We start from the raw sequence: 22,695 nt of genomic DNA, 5'->3' as shown, positions 1-22,695 counted from the left end.
AGCGGGCCCCGTCATCCTCCACGCGCCCACCGACCCGGGCTGGCTGCCGCTGGCGCTCGCCCACTTCGACGCGGTGCTGGTGGACCACGCCCACTGCGAGAAGAAGGCCGCCGCCAACGCGCTGTCCATGCTCCAGGCCTACCCGGACCTGCCGGGCCTGCCGTCGCAGATGGCGCGCCTGGCCCGTGAAGAAAGCGCCCACCTGGCGCGAGTGCTGGACCTGATGGCCGCGCGCGGCCTCACGCTCACCAAGGACGCCGGGGACCCGTACGCGCAGGGCCTCCAGAAGCACGTGCGCACGCCCGCCCTGGAGCGGCGCGTGGACCGCCTGCTCGTCGCCGCCATCATCGAAGCGCGCTCGTGTGAGCGGCTGTCCCTGCTCGCGGAGGGGCTCACCGACCCGGCGCTCGCCCGCTTCTACGGAGAGCTGGCCCAGTCCGAGGACGGGCACCAGTCCCTCTTCCACCGCCTGGCCGTCACCGCGTCCAACGGGGACGAAGCCGCCGTGGACGCACGCCTGCAGCACCTGCTCGCGCAGGAGTCACAAGTTCTCGCGAGCGTGGGACTGCGCGCCGCCATCCACTGAAAAGGCGCTTCACTCGCCTACGCGTGGAAGGGCCACACCACGGGCACGGCGAAGACGAGGAACACCACCAGCACCGCGGTCAGCGGCGTGCCCAGCCGGAAGAAGTCGGTGAACCGGTAGTGCCCGGGCCCGTAGACGAGCACGCAGCTGGGCTCCAGCGGGGTGATGAAGGAACAGCTGGCCGCCAGCGTGACGCCCATGGCGAAGGGGCGCACGTCCACGCCCAGCTGCGTCGCCGCGTTGAGCGCCACCGGCAGCACCACCAGCGCCGCGGCCTGGTTGCTCATGGGCGCCGACAGCACGATGGTCAGCACCATCAACAGCGCCAGCACCCCGCGGGGCCCGCCGTACGCGCCCAGCCGGGCCACGTGGTCGCCGACGAACTTCCCCGCGCCGCTCACCTCCATGGCCAGCCCCAGCGCCATCATCGCGCCGATGAGCAGCACCACCCGCCAGTCCACGCGGAACGCGGTGCGCGCGTCCACGCACCCGGTGGCGATCATCAGCAGCATGCCGGTGAGCCCCGCCAGCGACAGCGGCACCTGGCCCAGGGAGCCCGCCGCCAACGAGCCCAGGAAGATGACCACCGCGAGCAGCGCCTTTGCGTAGCGCGGCGGCTCGTACTCGTGCCCCTCCAGCACCATCAGCGTATGGCCCGGCTCCAGCTCCGCCATCTTCTGACGCGGACCGCGCAAGAGCAGCACGTCCCCCACGGACAGGGGCAGCGTGGACAGCGAGTGCTCATCCCACGCGCGCCCCAGGAGCTGCAGCTTGGTGAGCCGCTGGATGGCGGGCCGGCGGTGCAGCCCCAGCGCCAGGAGCCCGAAGCGCTCCACGAACAGCGTCTCCCGCAGGCTGCGCCCCACCAGAGGACTGTCGGGCGGCACGCTCGCCTCCACGAGCATCGACTCCGGCCCCTCCAGCTCCGCGTCCGACAGCCGCACGTCCGGCCGCAGCGCGAGGCCCCGGAGGTCCTTCACCCGCAGGATGTCCTCGCGCTTGCCCTCCACCAGCAGCCGCTCCTGGCCCGTCAGCACGTAGGATGGCTTCGCGTTGAGCGTCTCGCCATCGAGCACCACGCCAATCACGCGCAGTCCCAGCCCTTTCGTGAGCTCCGCCAGGGGCTGGCCCACGTAGCGCGAGTCTCCGGGCACCACCGCCTCCGTGAGGTAGTCGCGCAGCGCGAAGCCCTCCGTGCCCGGCTTGCCCTCGCGCGCGGGCAGCAGCCACCGCCCCAGCAGCACCACCACGGCGATGCCTATCAGCACCACCGGCAGCCCCACCGGCGCCAGCTCCGTCACGCCAATGGGCGCCATCCCCTGCCGCTTCAGCGCCGCGGACACCACCAGGTTCGTGGACGTGCCGAAGAGCAGCACCGTACCGCCCAGCATGGACGCGTACGCCAGCGGCAGCAGCACCTTGCTGCGCGGCACCTTCGCCCGCTGCGCGGCGCCAATGGCCACCGGCAGGAAGGCCGCCGTCGTCACCGTGTTGGAGATGAACGAGGAGAACACCGCCACCACGCCCATCATCGCCAGCACGAACACCTGGTGGCCGAAGCGCGCGAAGAACGCCATCCGCTGCCCCACCATCTGCACCACGCCCGTGGCGGCGAGCCCCTGCGTCATCGCCAGCAGGGTGAAGATGAAGATGACGGTGTCGTTGCTGAAGCCCTCGAACGCCTGCGCCGGCGTCAGCACGCCGGAGAGCGCCAGGAGGCAGACCACCACCAGCGAGGTGAACTCGATGGGGATGGAGTCAATGGAAAACAGGACCAACGCGACAACAATGACGGCCAGGACGAGAGCGATGGACATGGAGGAGGCGTGCGCACCCTCAACCTGGGCACGGCGCGCTGCGCTGCCAGCGTGTGCCGCACCGCGCCGTTTACTGATGAGCGACCGGACGCTGATAAGTGGAATTAGGCCAGAGCGGTCGAAAGTCCGGTTGACTGCCGGACGTCAGTTGCTTTTGGGGCCTGGGTCCAGAAGGTTTGGTGTTCCTTCCGCTGTAGGGTTTCGCCCCCTCGCGAAGTCGCGAAACGCGGGAGACCCGACCCATGAAACACCCCGAGGAAACCTCCATGGCTTCGACGCAAGCGGCCGCCGCCACCGAGCAGGCGCCCACGAAGAACCCCACGCTGTTGGCCTGGGTGGCCAAGATGGCCGCGATGACCCAGCCGGACCGCATCGTCTGGTGCGACGGCTCCGAGGCTGAGAAGCAGCGCCTCACCGAGCAGGCGGTGAAGGACGGCACGCTCATCCCGCTCAACCCGCAGAAGCGCCCCGGCTGCTACCTGCACCGCTCCAACCCCAACGACGTGGCGCGCGTCGAGCACCTCACGTTCATCTGCACGCCCAACAAGACGGACGCGGGCCCCACCAACAACTGGATGGAGCCGGACGAGGCCTACACGAAGCTGGGCCTCCTGTTCGAAGGCTGCATGAAGGGCCGCACCATGTACGTGGTGCCCTACGCCATGGGCCCGCTGGGCAGCCCCTCCACGAAGATTGGCGTGGAGCTGACGGACAGCGACTACGTGGTCCTCAACATGCGGATCATGACCCGCATGGGGAAGGCCGCGCTGGACATGCTGGGCGACAGCGACGACTTCAACCGCGGCCTGCACTCCACGGGTGACGTGAACCCGGACCGCCGCTACATCTGCCACTTCCCCCAGGACAACACCATCTGGAGCTTCGGCTCTGGATATGGCGGCAACGTGCTGCTCGGGAAGAAGTGTCTCGCGCTGCGCATCGGCAGCTACCTGGGCCGCGAAGAGGGCTGGCTGGCCGAGCACATGCTCATCCTGGGCGTCACCAGCCCCAAGGGTGAGACGACCTACGTCGCCGCCGCCTTCCCGTCCGCGTGCGGCAAGACGAACTTCGCCATGATGATCCCGCCCAAGGAGTACGCGGGCTGGAAGATTGAAACCGTCGGCGACGACATCGCGTGGATGCGCCCCGGTCCGGATGGCCGCCTGTACGCCATCAACCCGGAGGCCGGCTACTTCGGCGTGGTGCCCGGCACCAACAACAAGACCAACCCCAACGCCATGGAGACCATCTCCAAGGACACGCTCTTCACCAACGTGGCGCTCACGCCGGATGGTGACGTGTGGTGGGAGGGCAAGGACGGCGAGGTCCCCGAGGAGCTCATCGACTGGCAGGGCCGCCCCTGGAAGAAGGGCAGCGCGGAGAAGGCGGCGCACCCGAACAGCCGCTTCACCGCGCCCATGAGCAACAACCCGGTGCTGAGCGCCAAGGCGAACGACCCCATGGGCGTTCCCATCAGCGCCATCATCTTCGGCGGCCGCCGCTCCAACACCATCCCGCTGGTCATCCAGGCCTTCAACTGGACCCACGGCGTGTTCCTGGGCGCCACCATGGGCTCGGAGACGACGGCGGCGGCCACCGGCAAGGTGGGCGTCGTGCGCCGCGACCCCATGGCCATGCTGCCCTTCTGCGGCTACCACATGGGCGACTACCTCCAGCACTGGCTGGACATGCAGAAGTCCATCCCGCAGCTGCCGAAGATCTTCCAGGTGAACTGGTTCCGCCAGGACAAGAACGGCAAGTTCATCTGGCCGGGCTTCGGGGACAACATGCGCGTCCTCGAGTGGATCGTGAACCGCGTCCAGGGCCGCGTCCCCACGCAGGAGACGCTGCTGGGCTGGGTGCCGCGCCAGGACCAGGGCCTGAACCTGAACGGCCTGGACCTGTCCGCGGAGGCCGTCCAGGAGGCCACCTCCATCAAGGAGGACGAGTGGAAGTCCGAGCTCAAGAGCCAGGAGGTCTTCTTCGAGCAGCTGGGCACCAAGGCCCCCGAGGCCCTGATGCTCCAGCGCAAGCTGCTCATCGCGCGCCTGGACGGCTGATCGCCGCCTGACGCCTGAGAAGGCCCGTCCGGGGCTGCTTCCTCTCCTGGTGCTACAGGGGTGGGGGTGGCCCCGGCGCTTTTTCAAGGGGCCAGTGCTTCGACGGCCGGATTGTTCGGCGCTAGGCTCACCGCCCCATGAGACTGGTTTTCGTGTTGTCGCTGGCGCTGGCGCTGGCACCGGGGTCCGCCCTGGCGCAGCGGGGTGGCTCCAAGGTCAACGTGCAGGCGCTGTTGAAGGAGGGCAAACGCCTCTACGACGCGGGCAAGTACCGCGAGGCGGCGGAGGCGCTGAAGCAGGCCAACGAGGCGCAGCCGCACCCGCGGCTCGTCTACAACATCGCCGTGGCGCTGGAGTACGCGGGCGAGCCTCGCGAGGCGATGACCTTCTACCGGCAGTACGTCACGTCCTCCAGCGAGGACACCGACCCGGCCCTGCTGAAGAACAGCAACCGCGCCATCGACCGGCTGCGCGTGCAGCTGGACCGCGAGGACCAGGCGCAGGCGACGGCGGACGCGGACCGCAAGCGCCTGGAGGCGGAGGCCGATGCCGCGCGGCAACAGGCGGAAGCCGAGCAGGCCGCGGCCCGGCGCGCGGAGGACGAGAGCGAGCGCCAGAAGCAGGCGGAGCTGAACCGGGCCATCAAGTCCTACCGCAACCAGCGCATCGCGGCGTTCGCCACGGGCGGCGTGGCGGTGCTGGGCGTGGGCGCGGGCGTGCTCTTCGGACTGCAGGCGCGCGACCAGCGCGAGCAGTTCGACAGCGCCAAGACGCTCGATGAGAAGGAGCGTCTGTCGGACAGCACCAAGAGCAAGGCGCTGCTGGCGGACATCGGCTTCGGCGTGGGGCTCGCGGGAGCCATCACCGCCATCATCCTGTATCCCAAAGAAGGCCCTCCCGCGCAGGGCGAGGTCCGCGTGACGTTCGCGCCGCGCGGTGCTGGCATTGGCATGGAGGGGCGTTTCTGATGCGCGCGCTGGGAATGATGACGTTGGGCATGGCGCTGCTGTCGTCCGGGTGCAGCTTCACCACGGCGGGCGGCCTGTCCGAATGCACGACGAGCAGCGACTGCGGCAGCAACAGCGTCTGCACGTCCGGGTTCTGTCTGCCGCAGCCCGCGGGATGCGACCAGGTGGTGGGCGCCACGTCCGCGGCGAACCCCATCGTGCTGGGCGCGCTCCTGCCGCTCACCAACGCGAGCGGCAACGCGGAGATTGAGCAGCAGCGCTTCAACGGGCTGAAGCTGGCGCTCAACGAGGTGAACTCGCTGGAGGGCGTGGGCGGCCGGCAGTTCGTCATGTACGTCTGCGACACGAAGGCGGACGTGGAGAACGCGAAGACGCAGGCCACCTGGCTGGTGAACGACAAGCAGGTGGTGGCGGTGTTCAGCGCGGGCAGCGCGCAGACCACCGGCGTCAGCACCATCACCATCAAGAAGAACGTGCTGCTGATGAGCCACACCGCCACCAGCGCGACCTTCACCGAGCTGGACGACAAGAACGGCGGTCCGGTGGGCCTGGTGTGGCGCACCACCCCGTCGGACGCGCTCCAGGGCCGCGTCATCGCGGAGGTACTGAGCGGCAAGACGACCATCAACGACCCGGGCTCCACGTTCACGGTCCCCACCAAGATTGGCGTGGCGTACGTGAACGACAACTACGGCCAGGGGCTGTTCTCCCAGCTGCTGGACCGGTTGCCCTCGAAGGTGGGTGGCGCGCAGTACGAGCGCAACGGGGACGTAGGCACCGCCGTGACCTGGCTGAAGAACAACAAGCCGGATCTGACGGTGCTCGCCGGCTTCACCGAGGACAACGCGCGCCTGGTGCCCGCGGCGGTGGCGGAGCAGGTGAAGGTCGCCAACGGCAACCGGTGGTTCCTCACCGACGCCAGCAAGGACCCCACCCTGCTGTCCAACGACGCGACCGCCGCCGAGCTCGCGGGCACATACGGCACCGCCCCCGCGTCCGCGCGGCCCGACGACTCCGTCTACCAGCTCTTCAACAGCCGCTTCCGGACCGCCTACAACAACACGGACCCGGCGCAGTTCTCGTTCACCGCGCACGCCTACGACGCCATGTACCTGGTGACGCTCGGCGCGGCGTACGCGATTGGCAACGACCTCAACAACCCCGGCGCTGTCACTGGTGACCGCATCGCCATGGGGCTCACGAAGCTGACGCCCCCCTCGGGGCAGACGGCGAAGACCTACGCGCTGGGGCCGGTGCAGTTCAGCGGGGCGCGCGATGAACTGCGCGCGGGCAACATCGTCAACGTGCGTGGCGCCAGCGGTGAGCTGGACTTCAACAACGACACCGGCGAGGCCATCTCGCCCTACGAGCTGTTCAAGGTGTCGGGCAAGAACTTCACCCAGCTCCAGGTCATCACCCCGGCGGCGGACTGAGCACGCGAACCAGCGGCACCAGGGCGGCGGTGAACACCTCGGGCGTCGGAAGCAACGACAGCACGAGGTACGCACCGCCGCCGAAGTCGTAGAAGTAACCCGGTTGCACGCGCACCCCCTCCTCCAGGAGCCGCAGGCAGGTGGCTTCTTCTCCGGGGTGATGGGGGATGCGCAGCACCGCGCTCCAGCCGCCGTGCGAGGGCACCACGTCCCACGCGGCGTCCGCCGGGCGCGCTTGAATCAACCGCTCCCGGTTGTGCCGCACCCGCTCCAGCAGTGCCTGTTGGAAGCGCGGCGCGTGCGCGAGGAGCGCCGGCAGCGCGAGCTGCACGGGCGTGGCCACCGACAACGCCGCGTCCGCCACGTCCTCCAGCCGGGCCAGGGCCTCGTCGCGCGCATGCGCGGGGCCGCCCACGTGCAACCACGCCAGCTTGAGGCCGGGCAGGCCCGCCACCTTGGACAGGCCGGAGAGCGAGAACGTCACGCACGGCAGCGACCGGCCTGCCACGGACGTCACCCGGCCCTCTTCTTCATCCCACGCGAAGTCGGAGAACACCTCGTCGCAGACGAGCGCCAGGCCATGGCGTGCGCACACGTCCGCGAGCGCGTGGAGCTCGCCCTCGTGCAGGAAGTGGCCGGTGGGGTTGCCGGGGTTCACCACGACGACCGCGCGCGTACGGGCGTCCACGGCGGCTTCCACCCGGGCCGCGTCCAGGCCGAAGCCGTGCACGGCGGGCAGGCGGTAGGAGCGCGTGTGCACGCCCTCCAGGCGCGCCAGGACGTCCACCAGCGGGTAGCCGGGCGCGGGGAGAAGAACGGTGTCCCCCGAGTCGCACAGGAGCTTGAGGAGCCAGCCGTAGGCCTCGCTGGTGCTGGCGGAGAGGACGACGTGCGCGGCCTCCACGGACGCGCCCCGTTGGCGCAGGTGCGCGGCCACGGCCTCGCGCGCGGTGGGCAGGCCGAAGGGCTCTGGCGTGTAGCGGAAGGGCTCGGGGAGGGCCCCGAGGTCCACCTCTGGGGAGGGCAGCCCCACGCGTGTGGGGTTGGTCTCCGCCAGGTCCAGCAGGGGCAGCCCGCGCGCGTGGCGCTCGGCGGCGGCCTGGGAGAGCGGGTTGGGTGTGCGCGGGAAGGCGGTGCGGAGCGAGAAGCGGCTCACAGCCCCGTCTGGAGCATGGCGCTGGCCACGCGGCGGATCAGCTCGCGGCGCAGTTCCAGGCGGCAGTGCTCGACGGCCTTCTCGTGCGGCGCGGGCAGTTCCGGGTTCCGGGTGCGGATCGCGGTGCGCAGAACCAGCTCGACCTTCGTCGGCTCAATCTGGAACAGACGCGGACCGTCTTTCTGGAGGAAGTAGGACAGCCCGCGCTGTTCAATGAGCTTCTTGAAGAAGCGCCGGACGTCCGCGAGGAGCGTGATGTCGATGATGTCCGCCATTCGTCCGGCTTTCTCGCGCGGAAAAAACGGGACGTCCAGATCACGGCCACCACCACGTGAAAACTTGCGCGACCTGTAGCACGCACCTTTCCGCCGAACGCGGCGGAGGCCGATTTATCGGGCCCGCGCGCGTTCGGACACCAGCGGCGCCAGCGCGCGCCGGAACGCAAACTGGCGCTTTCTTGGATCCTCCACATACGGCACGGGCCCCAGGACATCCACGCCATGGCGGGCCTCCAGGTAGCGCCGGTTGTCCCGCTCCGCCAGGTCACGTCCGGGCACCCCGCGCGACAGCACCACCGCCCGCACGGACACCTCGCGCGCCGCCAGCGCCTCCAACGACAGCGCGACATGGTTGAGCGTGCCCAGCCCCGCGCGCGCCACCAACACCACGGGCAGGCGGAAGGCCTGGATGAGGTCCACCACGTCGCGCTTGGAATCCACCGGGACGAACAGTCCCCCTGCCCCTTCCACCACCACCGACCCGCCCTTCAGCTGCTTCCACGCCGCGAGCGTCACGCGGAAGTCCGGATCCGTTCCCAATCGCGACGCCGCGATGCCCGGGGCCAGCGGCGCCTTGAAGCGGTGCGGGCAGATGGCGTCCACCGGCAGCGTGCTGCCCGCGGCCTCGCGCATGGCGAGCGCGTCCGCCGGGGCCTTGAGGGACTCGCAGCCACTCTCGTAGGGCTTGAAGCCCTGGGGCTTGAGGCCCGCGTCCTTCAGGAGCGACAGCAGCGCGCACGACACCTGCGTCTTGCCCACGCCGGTGTCCGTGCCGGTGACGAAGAACTGGAGTGACTCAGGGGCCACGGGAGACTCCCACCCGGCGCAGGGCCTCCAGCGCCAGGTCGATGTGGCCCGTCGAATGGGCCGCGGAGAGACAGAAGCGAAGCCGGCTGGTGCCGTCCGGCACGGTGGGAGGGCGGATGGCCTTCACCAGGAGGCCCGCCTCGCGCAGGCGCTTCGCCGCGTCCAGCGCGCGCGAGGGCTCGCCCAGGATGACCGGGAAGATGGCGCTCCGAGGCTCCGCGGGCAGCCCGAGCGCGCGCAGTCCGTCGGCGAACCGGTGGATGTGCCCCCACAGCCGTTCGCGAGGAGCGGGGTCGTGCTCCACCAGGTCCACCGCGCACTCGGCGGCGGCGCACAGGGCGGCGGGCAGCGCGGTGGAGTAGACGAACGGCCGAGCGCGGCTGACCAGCAGGTCCGCCACCGCGCGCGAGGTGGCCACGTACGCGCCCAGCCCGCCCAGCGCCTTGCTCAGCGTGCCCATGCGCAGGTCCACCCGGTCCTCCACGCCCAGCGCCTCGCACAGGCCCGCGCCGCGCGCGCCCAGGACGCCGGTGGCGTGCGCCTCGTCCACCATCAGCGCGGCGCCGTGGGCCTCGCACGCGGTGACCAACTCGCGCAGCGGAGCCACGTCTCCGTCCATGGAGAAGACGCTGTCGGTGACCACCAGCTTGCGCCGCGCGGGCGTCTCCGCCAGCGCGCGGGTGAGCGCGGCCACGTCCGAGTGCGGGTAGACGACGACACGCGCGCGAGACAGCCGGCAGCCGTCCACCAGCGAGGCGTGGTTGAGGGCGTCGGAGAACACCGCGTCTCCGGGGCCCACCAGCGCGGGCAGGATGCCGGTGTTGGCCGCGTAGCCGGAGTTGAAGAGGCGCACGGCCTCCGCGCGCTCGAAGCGTGCGAGCCGCGCCTCCAGCCGCTGGTGCGGCACCATGTCCCCCACCACCAGGCGGCTGGCGCCGGTGCCCACGCCGTAGCGCTCCAGCGCGGACGCGGCGGCGGCGCGCACGGCGGGCGACGCCGCGAGCCCCAGATAGTCATTCGAGGAGAAGTTGACGAGCCGCTCGTCCCCCACGCGCACCTCCGCGCCCTGGGGTGAATCGAGCGGCTCCAGCGCGCGGCGAAGGCCCTTCGCGGACAGGGCCTCCAGGTCCTCGCGCGCCCATCGGTCCGCGACCTGCGTCGAGGGCCTCACCGGTCCTGCCGGGGCTCCAGGGGGCGGATGCCCGCCTTCTCCAGGAGCGCCATGTCCTGGGTGTACTCGGGGTTGCCGGTGGTGAGCAGCTTCTCCCCGAAGAAGAGCGAGTTGGCGCCCGCCATCATGCAGAGCAGCTGCGCCTCCTCGTTCATCTGCATGCGGCCCGCGGACAGGCGCACCATGGACTGGGGCATGAGCAGGCGCGCGGTGGCGATGGTGCGCACCATGTCCACCGTCTCCACGCGGTGCTGCTCCGCCAGCGGCGTGCCCTCCACGGGCACGAGCGCGTTGATGGGCACCGACTCCGGGTGGACCTCCTGGTTGGACAGGGTGCGCAGCAGGTTGCAGCGGTCTTCCACGGACTCGCCCATGCCGATGATGCCGCCGCAGCACACGGAGATGCCCGCGTCGCGCACCCGGTTCAGCGTCTTCAGCCGGTCGTCATAGGTGCGGGTGGAGATGATGTCGCCGTAGTGCTCCGGGGACGTGTCCAGGTTGTGGTTGTACGCGGACAAGCCCGCCTCGCGCAGGCGCTTCGCCTGGCTGTCGGAGAGCATGCCCAGCGTGGCGCACGCCTCCATGCCCAGGGCCCGCACGCCCTTCACCATCTCCAGCACGCTGTCGAACTGCGGGCCGTCCTTCACCTCGCGCCACGCCGCGCCCATGCAGAAACGGGTGGCCCCGGCGGCGCGGGCCTGCGACGCGGCGGACAGCACGTCCGGCACCGCCATCAACTTCTCCGCCTTGACGCCCGTCTTGTAGCGCGCCGCCTGCGGGCAGTACGCGCAGTCCTCCGGACACCCGCCCGTCTTGATGGAGAGCAGCGAACAGAGCTGCACCTTGTTCTCCACGAACACCTGCCGGTGCACCGTCTGCGCCTTGTGCACCAGATCCAGGAGCGGCAACTGGTACAGCGCCTTCACCTCCGCGAGCGACCAGTCGTGCCGCACCGTCACCCCTTCCGGGACGGGGGCGGCGTGGTGGGCGTGGCCGTGGAAGGACTCGGCGGTGTCGGACATGCGGGCTCCTGGGGAGGCGTCAGGAGGCCGACGGTGCGTGGCCCGGAGGCCGTTGTCAACGCTCTTGGGCCAGGGGGTTGACGAGTCCCCTTTCCCCTCTGGGAAGCCCGCTCCGGAGGCCGCCGGAAGAAGCCCGCAAAGACAGAAGGGACGCCCGCGCATGGCGGACGTCCCTGGCTGTCTCCCGCCTCATCGGTCGAGGAGCCCTACGGACTAGACGTGGACGCGACGGCCGCGGCCGGCGAGCCCCACGAGGAACAGCACGACCAGTGCGCCCAGGACGGAGAACAGCAGGCCCGTGGGGTGCAGGTCGAACACGCGACCGTCACGGGAGAACAGCGAACCGACGAAGCCGCCCACGAACGAACCGGCGATGCCCAGCAGCGTGGTGGCGATGAGCCCCATCGACTGGTTGCCCGGCATGATGGCACGAGCGATCAGACCCGCGACCAGACCAATCACCAGAAACGCGATAATCCCCATGACAACCTCCCTGTGTGTGGGGGGCTCGCTCTGTGCGACGCCCGTGGACCAGAAAGTGGGTTGCCCCCCCCTGTGGGGCAACCCGCTACCTGATCCACGACATGACGCCTGCCTGCTCTCCTGGCATGGCGCGCGCGTGAGACGGGGAAACGTCAGGGGTCTGGGGTAGACACTCCAACCCATGGCGAAGGCGAAGACGCACTACACCTGTCAGGCCTGCGGCTACCAGACGGCGAAGTGGCTCGGGAAGTGTCCGGACTGCGGGGCCTGGAGCTCGCTCCTGGAGGAGACCGAAGCGAAGGTGGACGACAAGCGCCCGGCGTGGGGCGCGTCCGGGGGCGCCTCCAAGCCAGTGAAGCTGCAGGACGTGACGGCGGAGACCGAGGTGCGCCGCAGGACGGGCATCACGGAGTTCGACCGAGTCCTGGGCGGAGGCGTGGTGGGCGGTTCGCTGGTGCTGCTGGGCGGCGACCCGGGCATCGGCAAGTCCACGCTGCTGCTGGCGGCGCTGGACAAGCTGGCGCGGCACGGGCCGGTGCTCTACGTGTCGGGTGAAGAGAGCCTGCGGCAGACGAAGATGCGCGCGGAGCGCCTGAAGGTGGAGGGTGAAGCCATCCACCTGTTCGCGGAGACGGACGCGGACCGGGTGCTCCAGGCGGCGGAGGCGCTGAAGCCGCAGGCGCTGGTGGTGGACTCCATCCAGACCATGTACCTGCCGGAGCTGGGCAACGCGCCGGGCAGCATCACCCAGGTGCGCGAGGTGGCGGGCCGGCTGATGGCGTTCGCCAAGCGCAGCGGGGTGCCCACGTTCCTGGTGGGGCACGTGACGAAGGAAGGTTCCATCGCGGGTCCCCGGGTGCTGGAGCACATGGTGGACACGGTCCTCTACTTCGAGGGCGAGCGCGGCCACCCGTTCCGGCTCCTGCGCGCGCACAAGAACCGCTTCGGCAGCACCAATGAGATTGGCGTCTTCGAGATGAAGGGCGCGGGGCTGGTGGAGGTGGCGGACCCCTCCGCCCTGTTCCTCTCCGAGCGGCCCCAGGGCAAGTCCGGCAGCGTGGTGACGAGCACGCTCAACGGCACGCGGCCGCTGTTGGTGGAGGTGCAGGCGCTGGTGGCGCCCACGGGCTACGGCACGGCGAGGCGCACGGCGATTGGTGTGGACGGCAACCGCGTGGCGCTGCTGGCGGCGGTGTTGGAGAAGAAGGAGGAGATCCCGCTGGTGGGCTGCGACCTGTTCGTCAACGTGGCGGGCGGCATGCAGTTGAGCGAACCAGCGTGCGACCTGGCGGTGTGCGCGGCGCTGGTGAGCAGCCTGCAGAACCGGCCGTTGGACGCGAAGACGTTGGTGCTGGGAGAGGTAGGCCTCGCGGGCGAGGTGCGCGCGGTGGGCCAGGTGGAGCCGAGGCTCGCGGAGGCCGCGAAGATGGGCTTCCAGCGGGTGGTGTTGCCGGCGGGCAGCGCGCGGCGCGTGGAGAAGACGAAGCTCCAGGTGGTGGGCGTGGAGACCTTGAGCGAAGCGCTGGCGGCGATGTTCGACTGACGTCTGGGGCGTCAGTGCTTGTGCAGCATCCAGGACACGTCCGGCACGCGCGTGGGCTTCGTGAGGGTGGGCAGGTCGAAGAAGGACTCGCGGCCCAGGGTGGCGATGAGCTGGCCTTCCGCGGCGTCGCCTTCCGGGGTCATGGCCTGGGTGGGGAGCTCATAGGGCTGGACGAGGACGAGTCCGCCGTCGAGCGACTGACGCTGGGACGCGGGGACGGCGTCCAGGCGCGGGCCGAAGAGGTCCACGAAGGGAGCGCCGAAGATGTTGCGCCAGTAGAGGCCGGAGAGGCCTTCGCTGTAGTCGCGCACGTTGAAGACGCGCTCGGAGCCGAAGCCGTACTCGTTCGGCACCAGGCGGTAGTTCTTGCGCTCGAAGTCTTCATCGAGCCCGGACTGCGCGAGAGGGGAGCCCAGCAACTGCATGATTTCGACGACCTGATGCAGATGGGCCTCGCGCCAACCTGCCTTCCGGGCCTCCACGACAGAGGTCATCCAGGCGAATGATCCGACGAATGGATACTTCTCCTGGCGCGCAGGGGAGAAATGAAGGAAGTCCCGATCTGTCTTCGCCCCGATGAAGAAGCGCCTGGACTCGTCGTAGTAGGCCGCGAGCACATCCGGGTTGAAAGAACCGGGCTCAATCCGTTCATCCATGCCGACGCCCCCGTAGCGCACAGGCTGGAACCAGCGGCCCTGCGAAAAGAACCGACAGACCAGTTCGCGAACGATGTTCGTCGGAGGCACACCGGGGAGCAGTGCGAAAACCGTGTTCAGGTATTGAAGGGCCACGAAACATTCCTACGGGAAGGGGATGATTCTCGCACCACCCTCCGCGCCCAGGTCATCCAGTTCCCTCTTCAGAGGTCCCGTAAGCCGCGTCGCACCCTCGGGATGTTTGGCGGAACGGATCCAGAGCTCAAGGGAGCCACCGTACTTCTGGACGTACTCAATCATGGCCTTGATGTTCCCTGTGAGCGCCATCTCCGCGCGGCCCTTCACCTCGACGAAGTCGTAGGGGCTGCCCCAGACAAGGTCCCCTTTGTGTCCTGAGACGGCATCCGGGACGAAGCCTTGGGCCTTGCTCCCCGGCGGCGGCAGCAGGAGGTCCGTGTTCTTCGGCAGCTTCCGGCTCTGGAGCACGGACTGTTCGAACGCACTGCCCGCGCCCTTGTTCTTGATGACCGTCTGGTAGAGCCGCTCCCACTCTGGATCCACGGCGTACTTGAAGCTCCGGTACTTCTCCGGGTGACGGAACTGGTAGTCCACCCACGCCTGAGCCAGGTGCTCCGCGCTGCCCGGCACCAGCCGCGCTCCCTCCGCCGTCGCCCGTGAGCCCACCAGCGCCACGCGCTTGCCCCGGGCCAACACGCGTCCCGCCTCCGCGAGCGGCGCCTCCAACCTCTTCGCCAAAGCCCGCAGCTTCTCCACATCCTCCACGGACACGGACTCACCACGCCCCGCCGCGCGCAGCACCTGGCGAAGCTCCTGGGCCTCCAGCGGCGACAGGTGCTGCACCACCCGCTGTAACACCTGCACCTCGCGCAGGCTCCGGCCTGTGAGCAGCGCGACGCGCTCCGCCCCCTGCACGCCTTCCGACAGCAAGCGCCCCGACACCACCGGCAGCGCCACGCTCACCGCGCACAGCAGCCGCTCTCCGTCCGTCAGCGGATATCCCAGGAGGCTCTGCCCCAGCACCACGCCGCCCACGTCCGCCACCTCGCCGGTGACGGGCAGCAGGCCCAGGGCGATCTCCAGCACCACCTCTTCCGGCGGAATGCCCGGAGGCTCGATGGCCGGGTCCCAGACCGGAGGCGCGAAGCGGCCCGCCTCCACCGCGGATGCAAGAAGGCTGTCGCGCGCCAGCAGGTAGAGCGCCACCTCACTGGGGCTCTTGCGCGGGAAGTCCGGGTCCTCCGTGTGCGTGTAGGCCCAGTCCAGCACCGCCTCCAGCAACGCCTGCTGCGTCTCCTCGTAGAGCGCGCTCTCGGTGAGCAGCCCGTCACTCCCGAGCCGGCGGAAGTGCGCGTCCGCCAGGACCTGACGGCGCGCATCCGCCCAGCGATGGAACTCCTCCAGCTTCGCCTCCGCCCGCGCGGACCGCTTGCCGTCCTCGAGCAGCGCCTGCGCGTGCTTCGCCTTCAGCCGCAGGTACACCTCCAGCGGCTCGTCCTTCGCGAGTTCCTCCTCCGTCCGCGCGGACGCCCAGAGCATCAGGTCGTTGAGCGCGGCATGGCCCACCTGACGATCCGTCTCCATCACGGCGGGCTGCTTCAACGCGGCCCGCTTCTGGCGGATGAACGCGAGGTAGCGGCCCAATTCCTCTCCACCCACGGTGCCGCTCGAACCCGCGCCGCCCCAGGCGGTGTCACGCGTGAACGAAGCCGGGGATGCGCTGTGATAGCGCCCGTAGCCGTGCATCCCCACCGGCAGGGTCCGGGAGCCCGGCGTCCCGCAGGCCGTGAGCGACAGGACCAGCACCAGCCCCGCGCTGAATCGTCCCAGCCATCCTGTCAGCATGACGCGCCCCCTCAATCACTCATCACATCTACCAGCCGTGTCTGACGTTTCTTGTGAGCCTCTTCCTGACGCGCAGGGGGCCGCGCACGCCCCTCCGGTCACGGAGCACGGACAACGAGTTCCGGCGGCAGGTTCCATGGCATGCACCCCACCTCCTCGCGCGGCTCGCGGAACGAGGACTGGCCACGGACGGGGGCATGCCGTTTGATACGGGGGTGTCAGGAGCACCGCCCGGATGACGCATCGCCCCCATTCCTCCCGTCTGCGGGACGCGCTGGGCTCCCTGTCCGCGCGGCTGCTGCTGGCGTTCCTCCTGCCCACCCTGCTCTTCCTGTCGCTCGCGGGCGCCTCCGTGTACGCGCTGGCCCGCGCGAGCCTGGAGGACGAACTGGGCGCGAGCCTGTCCGCGCTCGCCGCCGCCACCGCCAGCCAGGTCAGCGGCGAACGCATGCTCACCATCGAGCCCGGCGACGACGTGTCCGGCACCCGCACGTGGCGCAACCTGGTGCGCCTGCTGGACGGAGTGCGCACCGCGAGCGGCGTGCGCCGGGTCTACGCCGTGGACGCGCGGGGCCGTGTGCGCGCGGACGCGGGTGGCAGCCTGCCCGTGGGCACGGAGCTCCCGGACCTCGCGCGCGACCGGCTGGAGCTGACGCGCGTCCTCGCCGGCAAGCGCGCCGCCAGCCAGGTGCTCTTCACCGGCTCAGACGGGCTGCTCTACAAGACGGGCTACGCCCCCGTGGTCCAGGACGGCCAGGTGGTGGGCGCCATCGGCGTGGAGGGCAGCGCGGCCTTCTTCGGACCGCTGCGGCGGCTGTGGCGCACCTTCGTCATGGCCAGCGCCGTGGCGCTCGTGGCGCTCGCCATCATCGCCGTCATCACCGCCCGGGGACTGGCCCGGCCACTGCGGCGGTTGATGGACTCCGCGCTGAGAATCGGCCGGGGGGACCTGACCACGCCCGTGCCACCGGAGCCCACCCGCGAAATCGGCGTGCTCGCGCGCGAGCTGGAGGTCATGCGCGGCGCGCTGGAGAGCCGGGACCGCCAACTCAAGCTCATGCTCGCGGGCGTGGCCCACGAGGTGCGCAACCCGCTGGGCGGCATCGCGCTCTTCTCCGGCCTCCTACAGGAAGACCTGCGCGCGGGCGCCCACGCGGACGCGACCAGCCACGTGGACCGCATACAGCGCGAGGTCGCCTACCTCCAACGCATCGTCGACGACTTCCTCGCCTTCGCCCGCGAACAGCCGCTGGCGCGCGCGCCCATGGAAGCGCCCGACCTCGTCTCCAACGCGTGCGAGCTGCTCTCCGCGGAGGCGCACAACAAGGGCGTGGCCCTGGACGTGGCGGCCTCGCCCGCGCACCTGGAGGCGGATGGCAGCCTGCTGACCGCCGCGCTCGTGAACCTGGTGAAGAACGCCGTGCAGGCCGCGCCCGCCGGAAGCCACGTGCGGATCCGCGGCGAGCTGCGCGACGGGCGCTATGCCATCGACGTCCAGGACTCGGGCCCGGGCGTGCCCGAAGCCGAGCGCGAGCGCATCTTCGAGCCCTTCTTCACCACCCGCGAGCAGGGCACCGGCCTGGGCCTGCCGCTCGCACGGAAGATCGTCCGCGCCCACGGCGGTGAGCTCTCCCTGCGCTCCACTCCCGGCGAGACCGTCTTCACGCTCACGCTGCCTTGCCCTGCCCCCGGAGCTGTGGCGGCACCGGAGTACTGACGGACTCCGCCTCCTGGACGTCGAACTGCAGCGCCATCTGCCCCACCTCTCCAGAGACGACCTGCAGCGTCCGCGTGGCCTCCTGCGTGGAGGACAGCCGGTGCAGGGTGCCGTCCATCAGCTGCGACAGGTCCGCGATGGCGGTGGTGATCTGCGAGAAGGCGGCGTTCTGCTGCGTCACCGCGTTGGCGATCTTCCGCGCCGCCTCGGAGCTCTCCTGCGAGCTGTGCGACAGCGCGCGCAGGGACTCGCCGGAGGCGCGCATCTGGTCCAACCCGGCGGCCACCTGACGGCCGCCCTGCTCGCTCATGGACGCCGCGTCGCGGATGCCCTGGCTGATTTCCGCGAGGATGTTGCGGATGCGCCGGGTGGCCTGGACGGACTGGTCCGACAGCCCGCGGATCTCCTTCGCAACCACCGCGAAGCCCCGCCCCGCCTCGCCCGAGCGCGCCGCCTCGATGGCCGCGTTGACGGCGAGCAGGTGGGACTGGTCCGCCAGGTCCTTCACCGCGCCGGTGATTTCTCCAATCTGCACCGTGCTCTCTTCCAGACGCGACAGCCGCTGCTGGATGCCGGACACCGCGCTCCGGATGGCCGACAGTCCCTCCAGGCTCAGGACCACCGCGGCCTCGCCCTGCTGCCCCATGGTCTCCGCGCGGCGGGCCACGCGCAGGACCTCCTCCGCGGAGTCGGCGGCGATGCGCGACGCCCGCCGCAGTTCTTCCGAAGTCACCTGCGCCTCGTGCAGCGCCGCTGCCTGCCGGGTGAGGCCCTGCTGCTGCTCTTCGCTCGACACGCGCAGCTCCGTTCCCGCCTGGCCCAGCCGCTGCGCGGAGGTCTGGAGCAGCCGGGGAAACCTCCGCAGCCGGGACAGCGCCCCGTTCATCCCCGACGCCAGGTCGCCCATTTCATCCGTGGACACCCAGCGCGGTGAGCGGATCCGCCCGGACGCCAGTCCGGAGATGGCCCCGTGCACCGCGCCCGCGCTCGTCGCCTGCCGCCTCGCCAGCATCCACGTGGTGAAGGCCGGCAGCACGAACACCAGGGCGCCCACCCAGGGAAGCGCGAAGCCCAGGTCCGCGAACAGCGAGCTGCCCACGTCATCCAACCGCGACGCGGCCTGCCACGCGCCATCCGCCAGCAGCGCCTCCTTCAACTGGGCGCGCACCCCCAGCAGCTTCACCCCCACCACACACGAGCTCAGCACCACCGTGGCGAAGATGGTGGACAGGAACGTGAGCGGTAGGAACCACGACTGCCGCGGCCAGAAGAGGCCCGAGCCCGCGGGCGCCGTCTCCGGATGCGCGTCCTGTTCGCGCAGCGCCCACGGCAGCACCAGCCGCTCCAGCCCCAGCGCGATGGGGAACGCCACCACCACGCCGAAGCAGAACGCGATGAGCGTGCCCAGCCCCAGCCGGAACCAGTCCTTGCCGAACCACAGACACACCGGGAGGCTGAAGAAGAAGCCGCCCAGCGTCCACGCCGCGCAGGTGGTGAAGACCATGGAGCGCCAGGGCAGCTCCAGCACGCGCCGCAGCCGGTCCCCCGGTCCGTCCCCAGGGCGACGCCGCAAGGCCCGGCTCGCCAGCCACCGCAGCGTCACATAGGGATGCAGCAGCCCGAACACGAGCACGATGAACGGCAGGACCGTGGCGGTGACGAGCAGCCCCTCCTGGCTCGACAGCCCCATCGCCATCGCGATGAGGTAGGCACAAACGATGGAGGGCGGCAGGACCCACCGCAGGAACAACCACATCCCACGCCAGGCCAGCTCCCGGATGTCTTCTGTTTCATTCATGTGCGTACGCCCCCCCCGTCCGGTCCAGCGGAAGGCCGGACCGGCGTGCATCGCGACTGCGTCGTCACCACCGATGAAACGGCTGCTTCAACCCGCGCGGGGGCTCACGCCTCGCAGCAGGACTCGAACACGCGAGCCAGCAACATCAGGGACCGGTGCGCCGCGACCTCCACGCGCACCGGCTCTCCCGCCGTGACGTCCGTGGACAGCTTGATGATCTCCAGCGCCTCGTCCGGGTGCGCGTCGTCGTAGCGGGCATGTGCCCGGAGCCAGCGCAGCGCGTTCGCGTCCACGCGCACGCCGTCCCGGGCATACGCGGTGAAGGGCTCCACCACGGCGCGCGTCCAGACGCCTGTCACTCCCTCGATGGCCCAGTTGGACGCGGCGATGCCCTCCGCCAGGGACCCACCGAGGCACGTGGCCAGCAGGTGCTGGTGGAGCGCCCGGACGTCCGGCGTCAGCGGCGTCTCGAAGGCCCTGGGGGCGTCCACGCCCGACGCCTGCATCCAATCAATCCACCACTCGGCGTGACGGGCCTCCACGCCCAGGTTCTGCAAGAGCCAGCGGCGGATGCTCGCGTCGCCCGGGCGTACGCCGTAGGTCGTCTTCGCCAGGGACAGCCCCATGTACTTGGGGAAGTTCTCGACGATGGGGAAGCAGCGCTCCAGGAACCGCTGCCAGGCGCGCAGGGGCGGATGCCGTCCCTCCGCCGTCTCCCGGAACAGCGTGGGCGCGCAGGCCGCGTCCCACGCGGGCTTGAGCGCCCCCAGCATCGTCTCCATCCAGGGAGGGTGCGGCGTGCGCTTCAAGGCGGCGGGCTGATAACGCCGGAAGACCTCCTCCTGCCTCATTGACGAAACAGGAAATCCCTCCACGGCGGTGCCCTGGGACACTGCGACCGGAGACGACATGAGACCTGCTCCTGCTCCCGGGTGGACGACAAGCCGTCATGGCCGCCCCCCTCCACCCTGAGCACCGGCAGGGTGACGGGATGTCTGTGTTTCATCCAGTGCCCCCTGAAAAATGAAGCGAGCCTCAAGCCTTAATTTGTCTCAAATCTCGCGGTTTACATTCCCCGCATTCAGGATTTCAGGCCTTGGACGTTCATCCAATAGACACTCCCAGTTTTTGGTCAATCAAGACCCGGAGTGAACGAGTGTGCGGGCCTTGAGCAGCATGCGGCGCAGCGGCGCTTCATCCGCGCGCGTCAGCGCTTCGTCCCAGCCCAGCCACTGGATGCCGAACGACTCCGCCGGATCATGCGCAAGCGCCTCCGGGTCTTCCGCCACCACCAGGTAGCGGACATCCAGGTGGCAGTGCTCCGGCTCGTCCTTGCGCGCGGGGATGACGTGCACGTCCACGTCCAGCGGGCGCGGCGCGGTGGGATGCAGGTGCACCCGGCAGCCGGTCTCCTCGCGGGCCTCGCGCAGCGCGGTGGCCTCCATGTCGCCTCCGTCCGTGGCCTCCGCGTGGCCCCCCGGCTGCAGCCAGCGCTTGAGCTTCGCGTGGTGCAGCATCGCCACCCGTTCGCCCGCCGCGTCCACCACCACCACGCTGCCGGTGAAGTGCGCCTCCGCCTGCGAGCGGGAGAAGGGCTCCTTCAGCGACGTGGCGAAGTGGCGCATGCGCGAAAGGTCCTCGCGCTCCTTGTCGTCGGAGGGGACGTGGCGCGCGAGCAGTTCAATGAGGGCAGCGGAGACGGGAGCCATGCGCCGGATAGACACCCACCCGGCCCGTGACGCCAGCCCTTTCACGGCGGGCCCCACCTCCACCCCGGCGGGTCCGGTGTAGGGTGGCCTGGCGTGTGCATTCCGCCGCCGTCCCACCGGTGGCACCCCACCCTTCCCTTCCGAGCAGGCGCATGGCCCGCATCCTCGTCATCGACGACCACGACACCCTCCGCGAGGGCATGACCGTCACCCTCACCCGCTCCGGCCACACCGTGTCCGCGGTGAGGAGCGGGGCGGACGGGCTCGCCGCGTACAAGAAGGGCCCCTTCGACCTGGTCGTCACGGACCTGAAGATGGACGGCATGGACGGCATCGCCGTGACGCGCGCGCTCAAGCAGGCGGACCCTGGCGCCGTCGTCATGGTGGTGACGGCGTTCGGCACCATCGAGACCGCCGTGCAGGCCATGCAGGAGGGCGCCTACGACTTCATCACCAAGCCCTTCCCGCCGGAGGTGCTGCGCGCCAAGGTGGACAAGGGCCTGGAGCTGTCCGCCACGCGCCGCCAGGTGGAGCGCCTCACCGCCCGCACGGACGCGCACGACGCCGACGCCGCCCTCACCCACCGCGACCTGGTGGGCGACAGCGAGCCCCTGCAGAAGCTGCTCACCCAGGTGCGCAAGGTGGCCGCGAGCGACGCCACCGTGCTGGTGCGCGGCGAGAGCGGCACCGGCAAGGAGCTGGTCGCGCGGATGATCCACCAGCGCTCGCCTCGCAAGGACGGCCCCTTCGTCGTGGTGCACTGCGCGGCCCTGGCGGAGACGCTGCTGGAGAGCGAGCTGTTCGGCCACGAGCGCGGCTCGTTCACCGGCGCGGTGAAGCGCAAGCTGGGCCGCTTCGAGCTGGCCGACGGAGGCACCCTCTTCCTGGACGAGATTGGAGAGATTCCCGCCTCCGTGCAGACCAAGCTCCTGCGCGTGCTCCAGGAGAAGGAGCTGCAGCGCGTGGGCGGAGAAGAGACGCTCAAGGTGGACGTGCGCGTGGTGAGCGCCACGCACCGCGACCTCCAGGCGGAGGTGAAGGCGGGCCGCTTCCGCGAGGACCTCTACTACCGGCTGCACATCGTCCCGCTCACCCTGCCGCCCCTGCGCGAGCGCCCCGAGGACCTGCCCGCGCTCGCCCGCCACTTCGTCGCCAAGCACGCGCCCCGGGTCAACCGGAGGGTCACCGGTATCGACGACGCCGCGCTGCACGCGCTCACCCGCCACGCGTGGCCCGGCAACGTGCGCGAGCTGGAGAACGTGATGGAGCAGGCGCTCGTCTTCGCCGAGGGCGAAACGCTCACCCCGCAGGATCTACCCTCGCACCTGGCCGGCCAGACGCCGCGCATGGACGCGGGGCTGCCCGTGCCCCAGGGGGACCGCCCCCTGCCGGACATCCTGGAGGACCTGGAGCGCCAGCTCATCGCCCGCGCCTACGAGAAGGCCGGCGGCGTGAAGACGGAGACCGCCCGTCTGCTGGGCATCAAGACCTCCGCGCTCTACTACAAGCTGGAGAAGTACGGCTTCCTGCCGCGCGGCGAACGCCCCGAGGAGGCCTCGTAGGCAAAGGAGCGGTGCCCGTGCCTTGGGGGCCTCGGAAATCCGTCACCCGCGCCCCGGCCCCATGAC

General features: G+C 70.2%; 19 protein-coding genes. 7 read left to right on the top strand and 12 right to left on the bottom strand.

Annotation, left to right across the window (positions count from 1 at the left end):
• The coding region (locus D7Y15_RS33050; RefSeq protein WP_233605181.1) for a tRNA-(ms[2]io[6]A)-hydroxylase at positions 1-586 on the top strand (586 nt) is incomplete at its 5' end.
• Between the two features lie 17 nt (positions 587-603).
• Here the strand turns inward: D7Y15_RS33050 and D7Y15_RS33045 are convergent.
• Entirely contained in the window at positions 604-2,403 is a 1,800-nt protein-coding gene (locus tag D7Y15_RS33045) for an SLC13 family permease (RefSeq protein ID WP_120578977.1), read from the bottom strand.
• Between the two features lie 266 nt (positions 2,404-2,669).
• Between D7Y15_RS33045 and D7Y15_RS33040 the strand changes: the two genes are divergently transcribed.
• The 3 genes from D7Y15_RS33040 to D7Y15_RS33030 all read left to right on the top strand — a co-directional run bounded on the left by D7Y15_RS33040 (position 2,670) and on the right by D7Y15_RS33030 (position 6,864).
• The gene (locus D7Y15_RS33040; RefSeq protein ID WP_120561888.1) at positions 2,670-4,463 is read left to right on the top strand and encodes a phosphoenolpyruvate carboxykinase (GTP); all 1,794 of its coding nucleotides are present in this window, start codon (positions 2,670-2,672) and stop codon (positions 4,461-4,463) included.
• Positions 4,464-4,600: 137 nt separating this feature from the next.
• Positions 4,601-5,431, top strand: a complete 831-nt coding sequence (locus tag D7Y15_RS33035; protein ID WP_120578976.1) for a hypothetical protein — start codon at positions 4,601-4,603, stop codon at positions 5,429-5,431.
• Positions 5,431-6,864 carry an ABC transporter substrate-binding protein gene (locus tag D7Y15_RS33030; protein WP_121755080.1) on the top strand — a complete coding sequence of 478 codons (1,434 nt, stop codon included), beginning with the start codon at positions 5,431-5,433 and terminating at the stop codon, positions 6,862-6,864. The genes D7Y15_RS33035 and D7Y15_RS33030 overlap by 1 nt, the downstream gene beginning before the upstream one ends.
• On the opposite strand, the gene D7Y15_RS33025 is transcribed toward D7Y15_RS33030, so the two are convergent.
• The 6 genes from D7Y15_RS33025 to D7Y15_RS33000 all read right to left on the bottom strand — a co-directional run bounded on the left by D7Y15_RS33025 (position 6,845) and on the right by D7Y15_RS33000 (position 11,781).
• Entirely contained in the window at positions 6,845-8,020 is a 1,176-nt protein-coding gene (locus D7Y15_RS33025) for a pyridoxal phosphate-dependent aminotransferase (protein ID WP_121755079.1), read from the bottom strand. The genes D7Y15_RS33030 and D7Y15_RS33025 overlap by 20 nt on opposite strands.
• Positions 8,017-8,295: a hypothetical protein gene (locus D7Y15_RS33020; protein WP_014394019.1), complete on the bottom strand. Its 279-nt coding sequence runs from the start codon at positions 8,293-8,295 to the stop codon at positions 8,017-8,019. The genes D7Y15_RS33025 and D7Y15_RS33020 overlap by 4 nt, the downstream gene beginning before the upstream one ends.
• A gap of 114 nt (positions 8,296-8,409) precedes the next feature.
• Positions 8,410-9,105 (bottom strand): dethiobiotin synthase, encoded by a 696-nt coding sequence (gene bioD, locus D7Y15_RS33015; protein WP_121755078.1) that lies wholly within the window; start codon positions 9,103-9,105, stop codon positions 8,410-8,412.
• Complete coding sequence (gene bioF, locus D7Y15_RS33010; RefSeq protein WP_120578972.1) at positions 9,095-10,276, bottom strand: 8-amino-7-oxononanoate synthase; 1,182 nt, start codon at positions 10,274-10,276, stop codon at positions 9,095-9,097. The genes bioD and bioF overlap by 11 nt, the downstream gene beginning before the upstream one ends.
• Positions 10,273-11,298 (bottom strand): biotin synthase BioB, encoded by a 1,026-nt coding sequence (bioB, locus tag D7Y15_RS33005; RefSeq protein ID WP_120578971.1) that lies wholly within the window; start codon positions 11,296-11,298, stop codon positions 10,273-10,275. Before bioB ends, bioF begins: the two co-directional genes overlap by 4 nt.
• A 213-nt stretch (positions 11,299-11,511) precedes the next feature.
• A complete protein-coding gene (locus tag D7Y15_RS33000; RefSeq protein WP_120561896.1) occupies positions 11,512-11,781 on the bottom strand; it encodes a GlsB/YeaQ/YmgE family stress response membrane protein in 270 nt (89 codons plus the stop codon).
• Positions 11,782-11,962: 181 nt separating this feature from the next.
• On the opposite strand from D7Y15_RS33000, the gene radA reads away from it, so the two are divergent.
• Positions 11,963-13,324 carry a DNA repair protein RadA gene (gene radA / locus D7Y15_RS32995; protein WP_121755077.1) on the top strand — a complete coding sequence of 454 codons (1,362 nt, stop codon included), beginning with the start codon at positions 11,963-11,965 and terminating at the stop codon, positions 13,322-13,324.
• Between the two features lie 11 nt (positions 13,325-13,335).
• Here the strand turns inward: radA and D7Y15_RS32990 are convergent, their stop codons facing one another.
• Both D7Y15_RS32990 and D7Y15_RS46655 read right to left on the bottom strand, forming a co-directional pair.
• On the bottom strand, positions 13,336-13,980 hold the full coding sequence (locus D7Y15_RS32990) for a hypothetical protein (RefSeq protein WP_126935406.1): 645 nt from the start codon (positions 13,978-13,980) through the stop codon (positions 13,336-13,338).
• 144 nt (positions 13,981-14,124) lie between these two features.
• On the bottom strand, positions 14,125-15,843 hold the full coding sequence (locus D7Y15_RS46655; protein ID WP_120578968.1) for a hypothetical protein: 1,719 nt from the start codon (positions 15,841-15,843) through the stop codon (positions 14,125-14,127).
• Positions 15,844-16,078: 235 nt separating this feature from the next.
• Here D7Y15_RS46655 and D7Y15_RS32980 point away from each other — a divergent pair, with 235 nt between their 5' ends.
• The gene (locus D7Y15_RS32980) at positions 16,079-17,560 is read left to right on the top strand and encodes a HAMP domain-containing sensor histidine kinase (RefSeq protein WP_121755075.1); all 1,482 of its coding nucleotides are present in this window, start codon (positions 16,079-16,081) and stop codon (positions 17,558-17,560) included.
• Here D7Y15_RS32980 and D7Y15_RS32975 read toward each other — a convergent pair.
• The 3 genes from D7Y15_RS32975 to D7Y15_RS32965 form a co-directional block, all read right to left on the bottom strand.
• Complete coding sequence (locus D7Y15_RS32975) at positions 17,511-19,358, bottom strand: methyl-accepting chemotaxis protein (RefSeq protein WP_121755074.1); 1,848 nt, start codon at positions 19,356-19,358, stop codon at positions 17,511-17,513. The genes D7Y15_RS32980 and D7Y15_RS32975 overlap by 50 nt on opposite strands.
• A gap of 104 nt (positions 19,359-19,462) precedes the next feature.
• Positions 19,463-20,269: a TenA family transcriptional regulator gene (locus D7Y15_RS32970; RefSeq protein ID WP_121755073.1), complete on the bottom strand. Its 807-nt coding sequence runs from the start codon at positions 20,267-20,269 to the stop codon at positions 19,463-19,465.
• A 225-nt stretch (positions 20,270-20,494) separates the two neighbouring features.
• The gene (locus D7Y15_RS32965) at positions 20,495-21,067 is read right to left on the bottom strand and encodes an NUDIX hydrolase (protein WP_121755072.1); all 573 of its coding nucleotides are present in this window, start codon (positions 21,065-21,067) and stop codon (positions 20,495-20,497) included.
• Positions 21,068-21,219: 152 nt separating this feature from the next.
• Here D7Y15_RS32965 and D7Y15_RS32960 point away from each other — a divergent pair, with 152 nt between their 5' ends.
• Positions 21,220-22,629 (top strand): sigma-54 dependent transcriptional regulator, encoded by a 1,410-nt coding sequence (locus tag D7Y15_RS32960; protein ID WP_120578964.1) that lies wholly within the window; start codon positions 21,220-21,222, stop codon positions 22,627-22,629.
• The last annotated feature ends 66 nt before the right edge of the window (positions 22,630-22,695 follow it).

Origin of the sequence: Corallococcus sp. AB030 (assembly GCF_003668965.1) — a bacterium.
GTDB lineage: Bacteria > Myxococcota > Myxococcia > Myxococcales > Myxococcaceae > Corallococcus > Corallococcus exiguus.
Note: the sequence above shows the minus strand (reverse complement) of the source record. Positions and strands in the feature narration are given on the sequence as shown.

Excerpts from the sequence above, each read along its gene's own strand:
- D7Y15_RS33045 (WP_120578977.1), bottom strand. The coding sequence starts at position 2,403 with ATGTCCATCGCTCTCGTCCTGGCCGTCATTGTTGTCGCGTTGGTCCTG.
- D7Y15_RS33040 (WP_120561888.1), top strand. The coding sequence starts at position 2,670 with ATGGCTTCGACGCAAGCGGCCGCCGCCACCGAGCAGGCGCCCACGAAG.
- D7Y15_RS33035 (WP_120578976.1), top strand. The coding sequence starts at position 4,601 with ATGAGACTGGTTTTCGTGTTGTCGCTGGCGCTGGCGCTGGCACCGGGG.
- D7Y15_RS33030 (WP_121755080.1), top strand. The coding sequence starts at position 5,431 with ATGCGCGCGCTGGGAATGATGACGTTGGGCATGGCGCTGCTGTCGTCC.
- D7Y15_RS33020 (WP_014394019.1), bottom strand. The coding sequence starts at position 8,295 with ATGGCGGACATCATCGACATCACGCTCCTCGCGGACGTCCGGCGCTTC.
- bioB (WP_120578971.1), bottom strand. The coding sequence starts at position 11,298 with ATGTCCGACACCGCCGAGTCCTTCCACGGCCACGCCCACCACGCCGCC.
- D7Y15_RS33000 (WP_120561896.1), bottom strand. The coding sequence starts at position 11,781 with ATGGGGATTATCGCGTTTCTGGTGATTGGTCTGGTCGCGGGTCTGATC.
- radA (WP_121755077.1), top strand. The coding sequence starts at position 11,963 with ATGGCGAAGGCGAAGACGCACTACACCTGTCAGGCCTGCGGCTACCAG.
- D7Y15_RS32990 (WP_126935406.1), bottom strand. The coding sequence starts at position 13,980 with ATGGATGAACGGATTGAGCCCGGTTCTTTCAACCCGGATGTGCTCGCG.
- D7Y15_RS46655 (WP_120578968.1), bottom strand. The coding sequence starts at position 15,843 with ATGCTGACAGGATGGCTGGGACGATTCAGCGCGGGGCTGGTGCTGGTC.
- D7Y15_RS32980 (WP_121755075.1), top strand. The coding sequence starts at position 16,079 with ATGACGCATCGCCCCCATTCCTCCCGTCTGCGGGACGCGCTGGGCTCC.
- D7Y15_RS32975 (WP_121755074.1), bottom strand. The coding sequence starts at position 19,358 with ATGAATGAAACAGAAGACATCCGGGAGCTGGCCTGGCGTGGGATGTGG.
- D7Y15_RS32970 (WP_121755073.1), bottom strand. The coding sequence starts at position 20,269 with ATGTCGTCTCCGGTCGCAGTGTCCCAGGGCACCGCCGTGGAGGGATTT.
- D7Y15_RS32965 (WP_121755072.1), bottom strand. The coding sequence starts at position 21,067 with ATGGCTCCCGTCTCCGCTGCCCTCATTGAACTGCTCGCGCGCCACGTC.
- D7Y15_RS32960 (WP_120578964.1), top strand. The coding sequence starts at position 21,220 with ATGGCCCGCATCCTCGTCATCGACGACCACGACACCCTCCGCGAGGGC.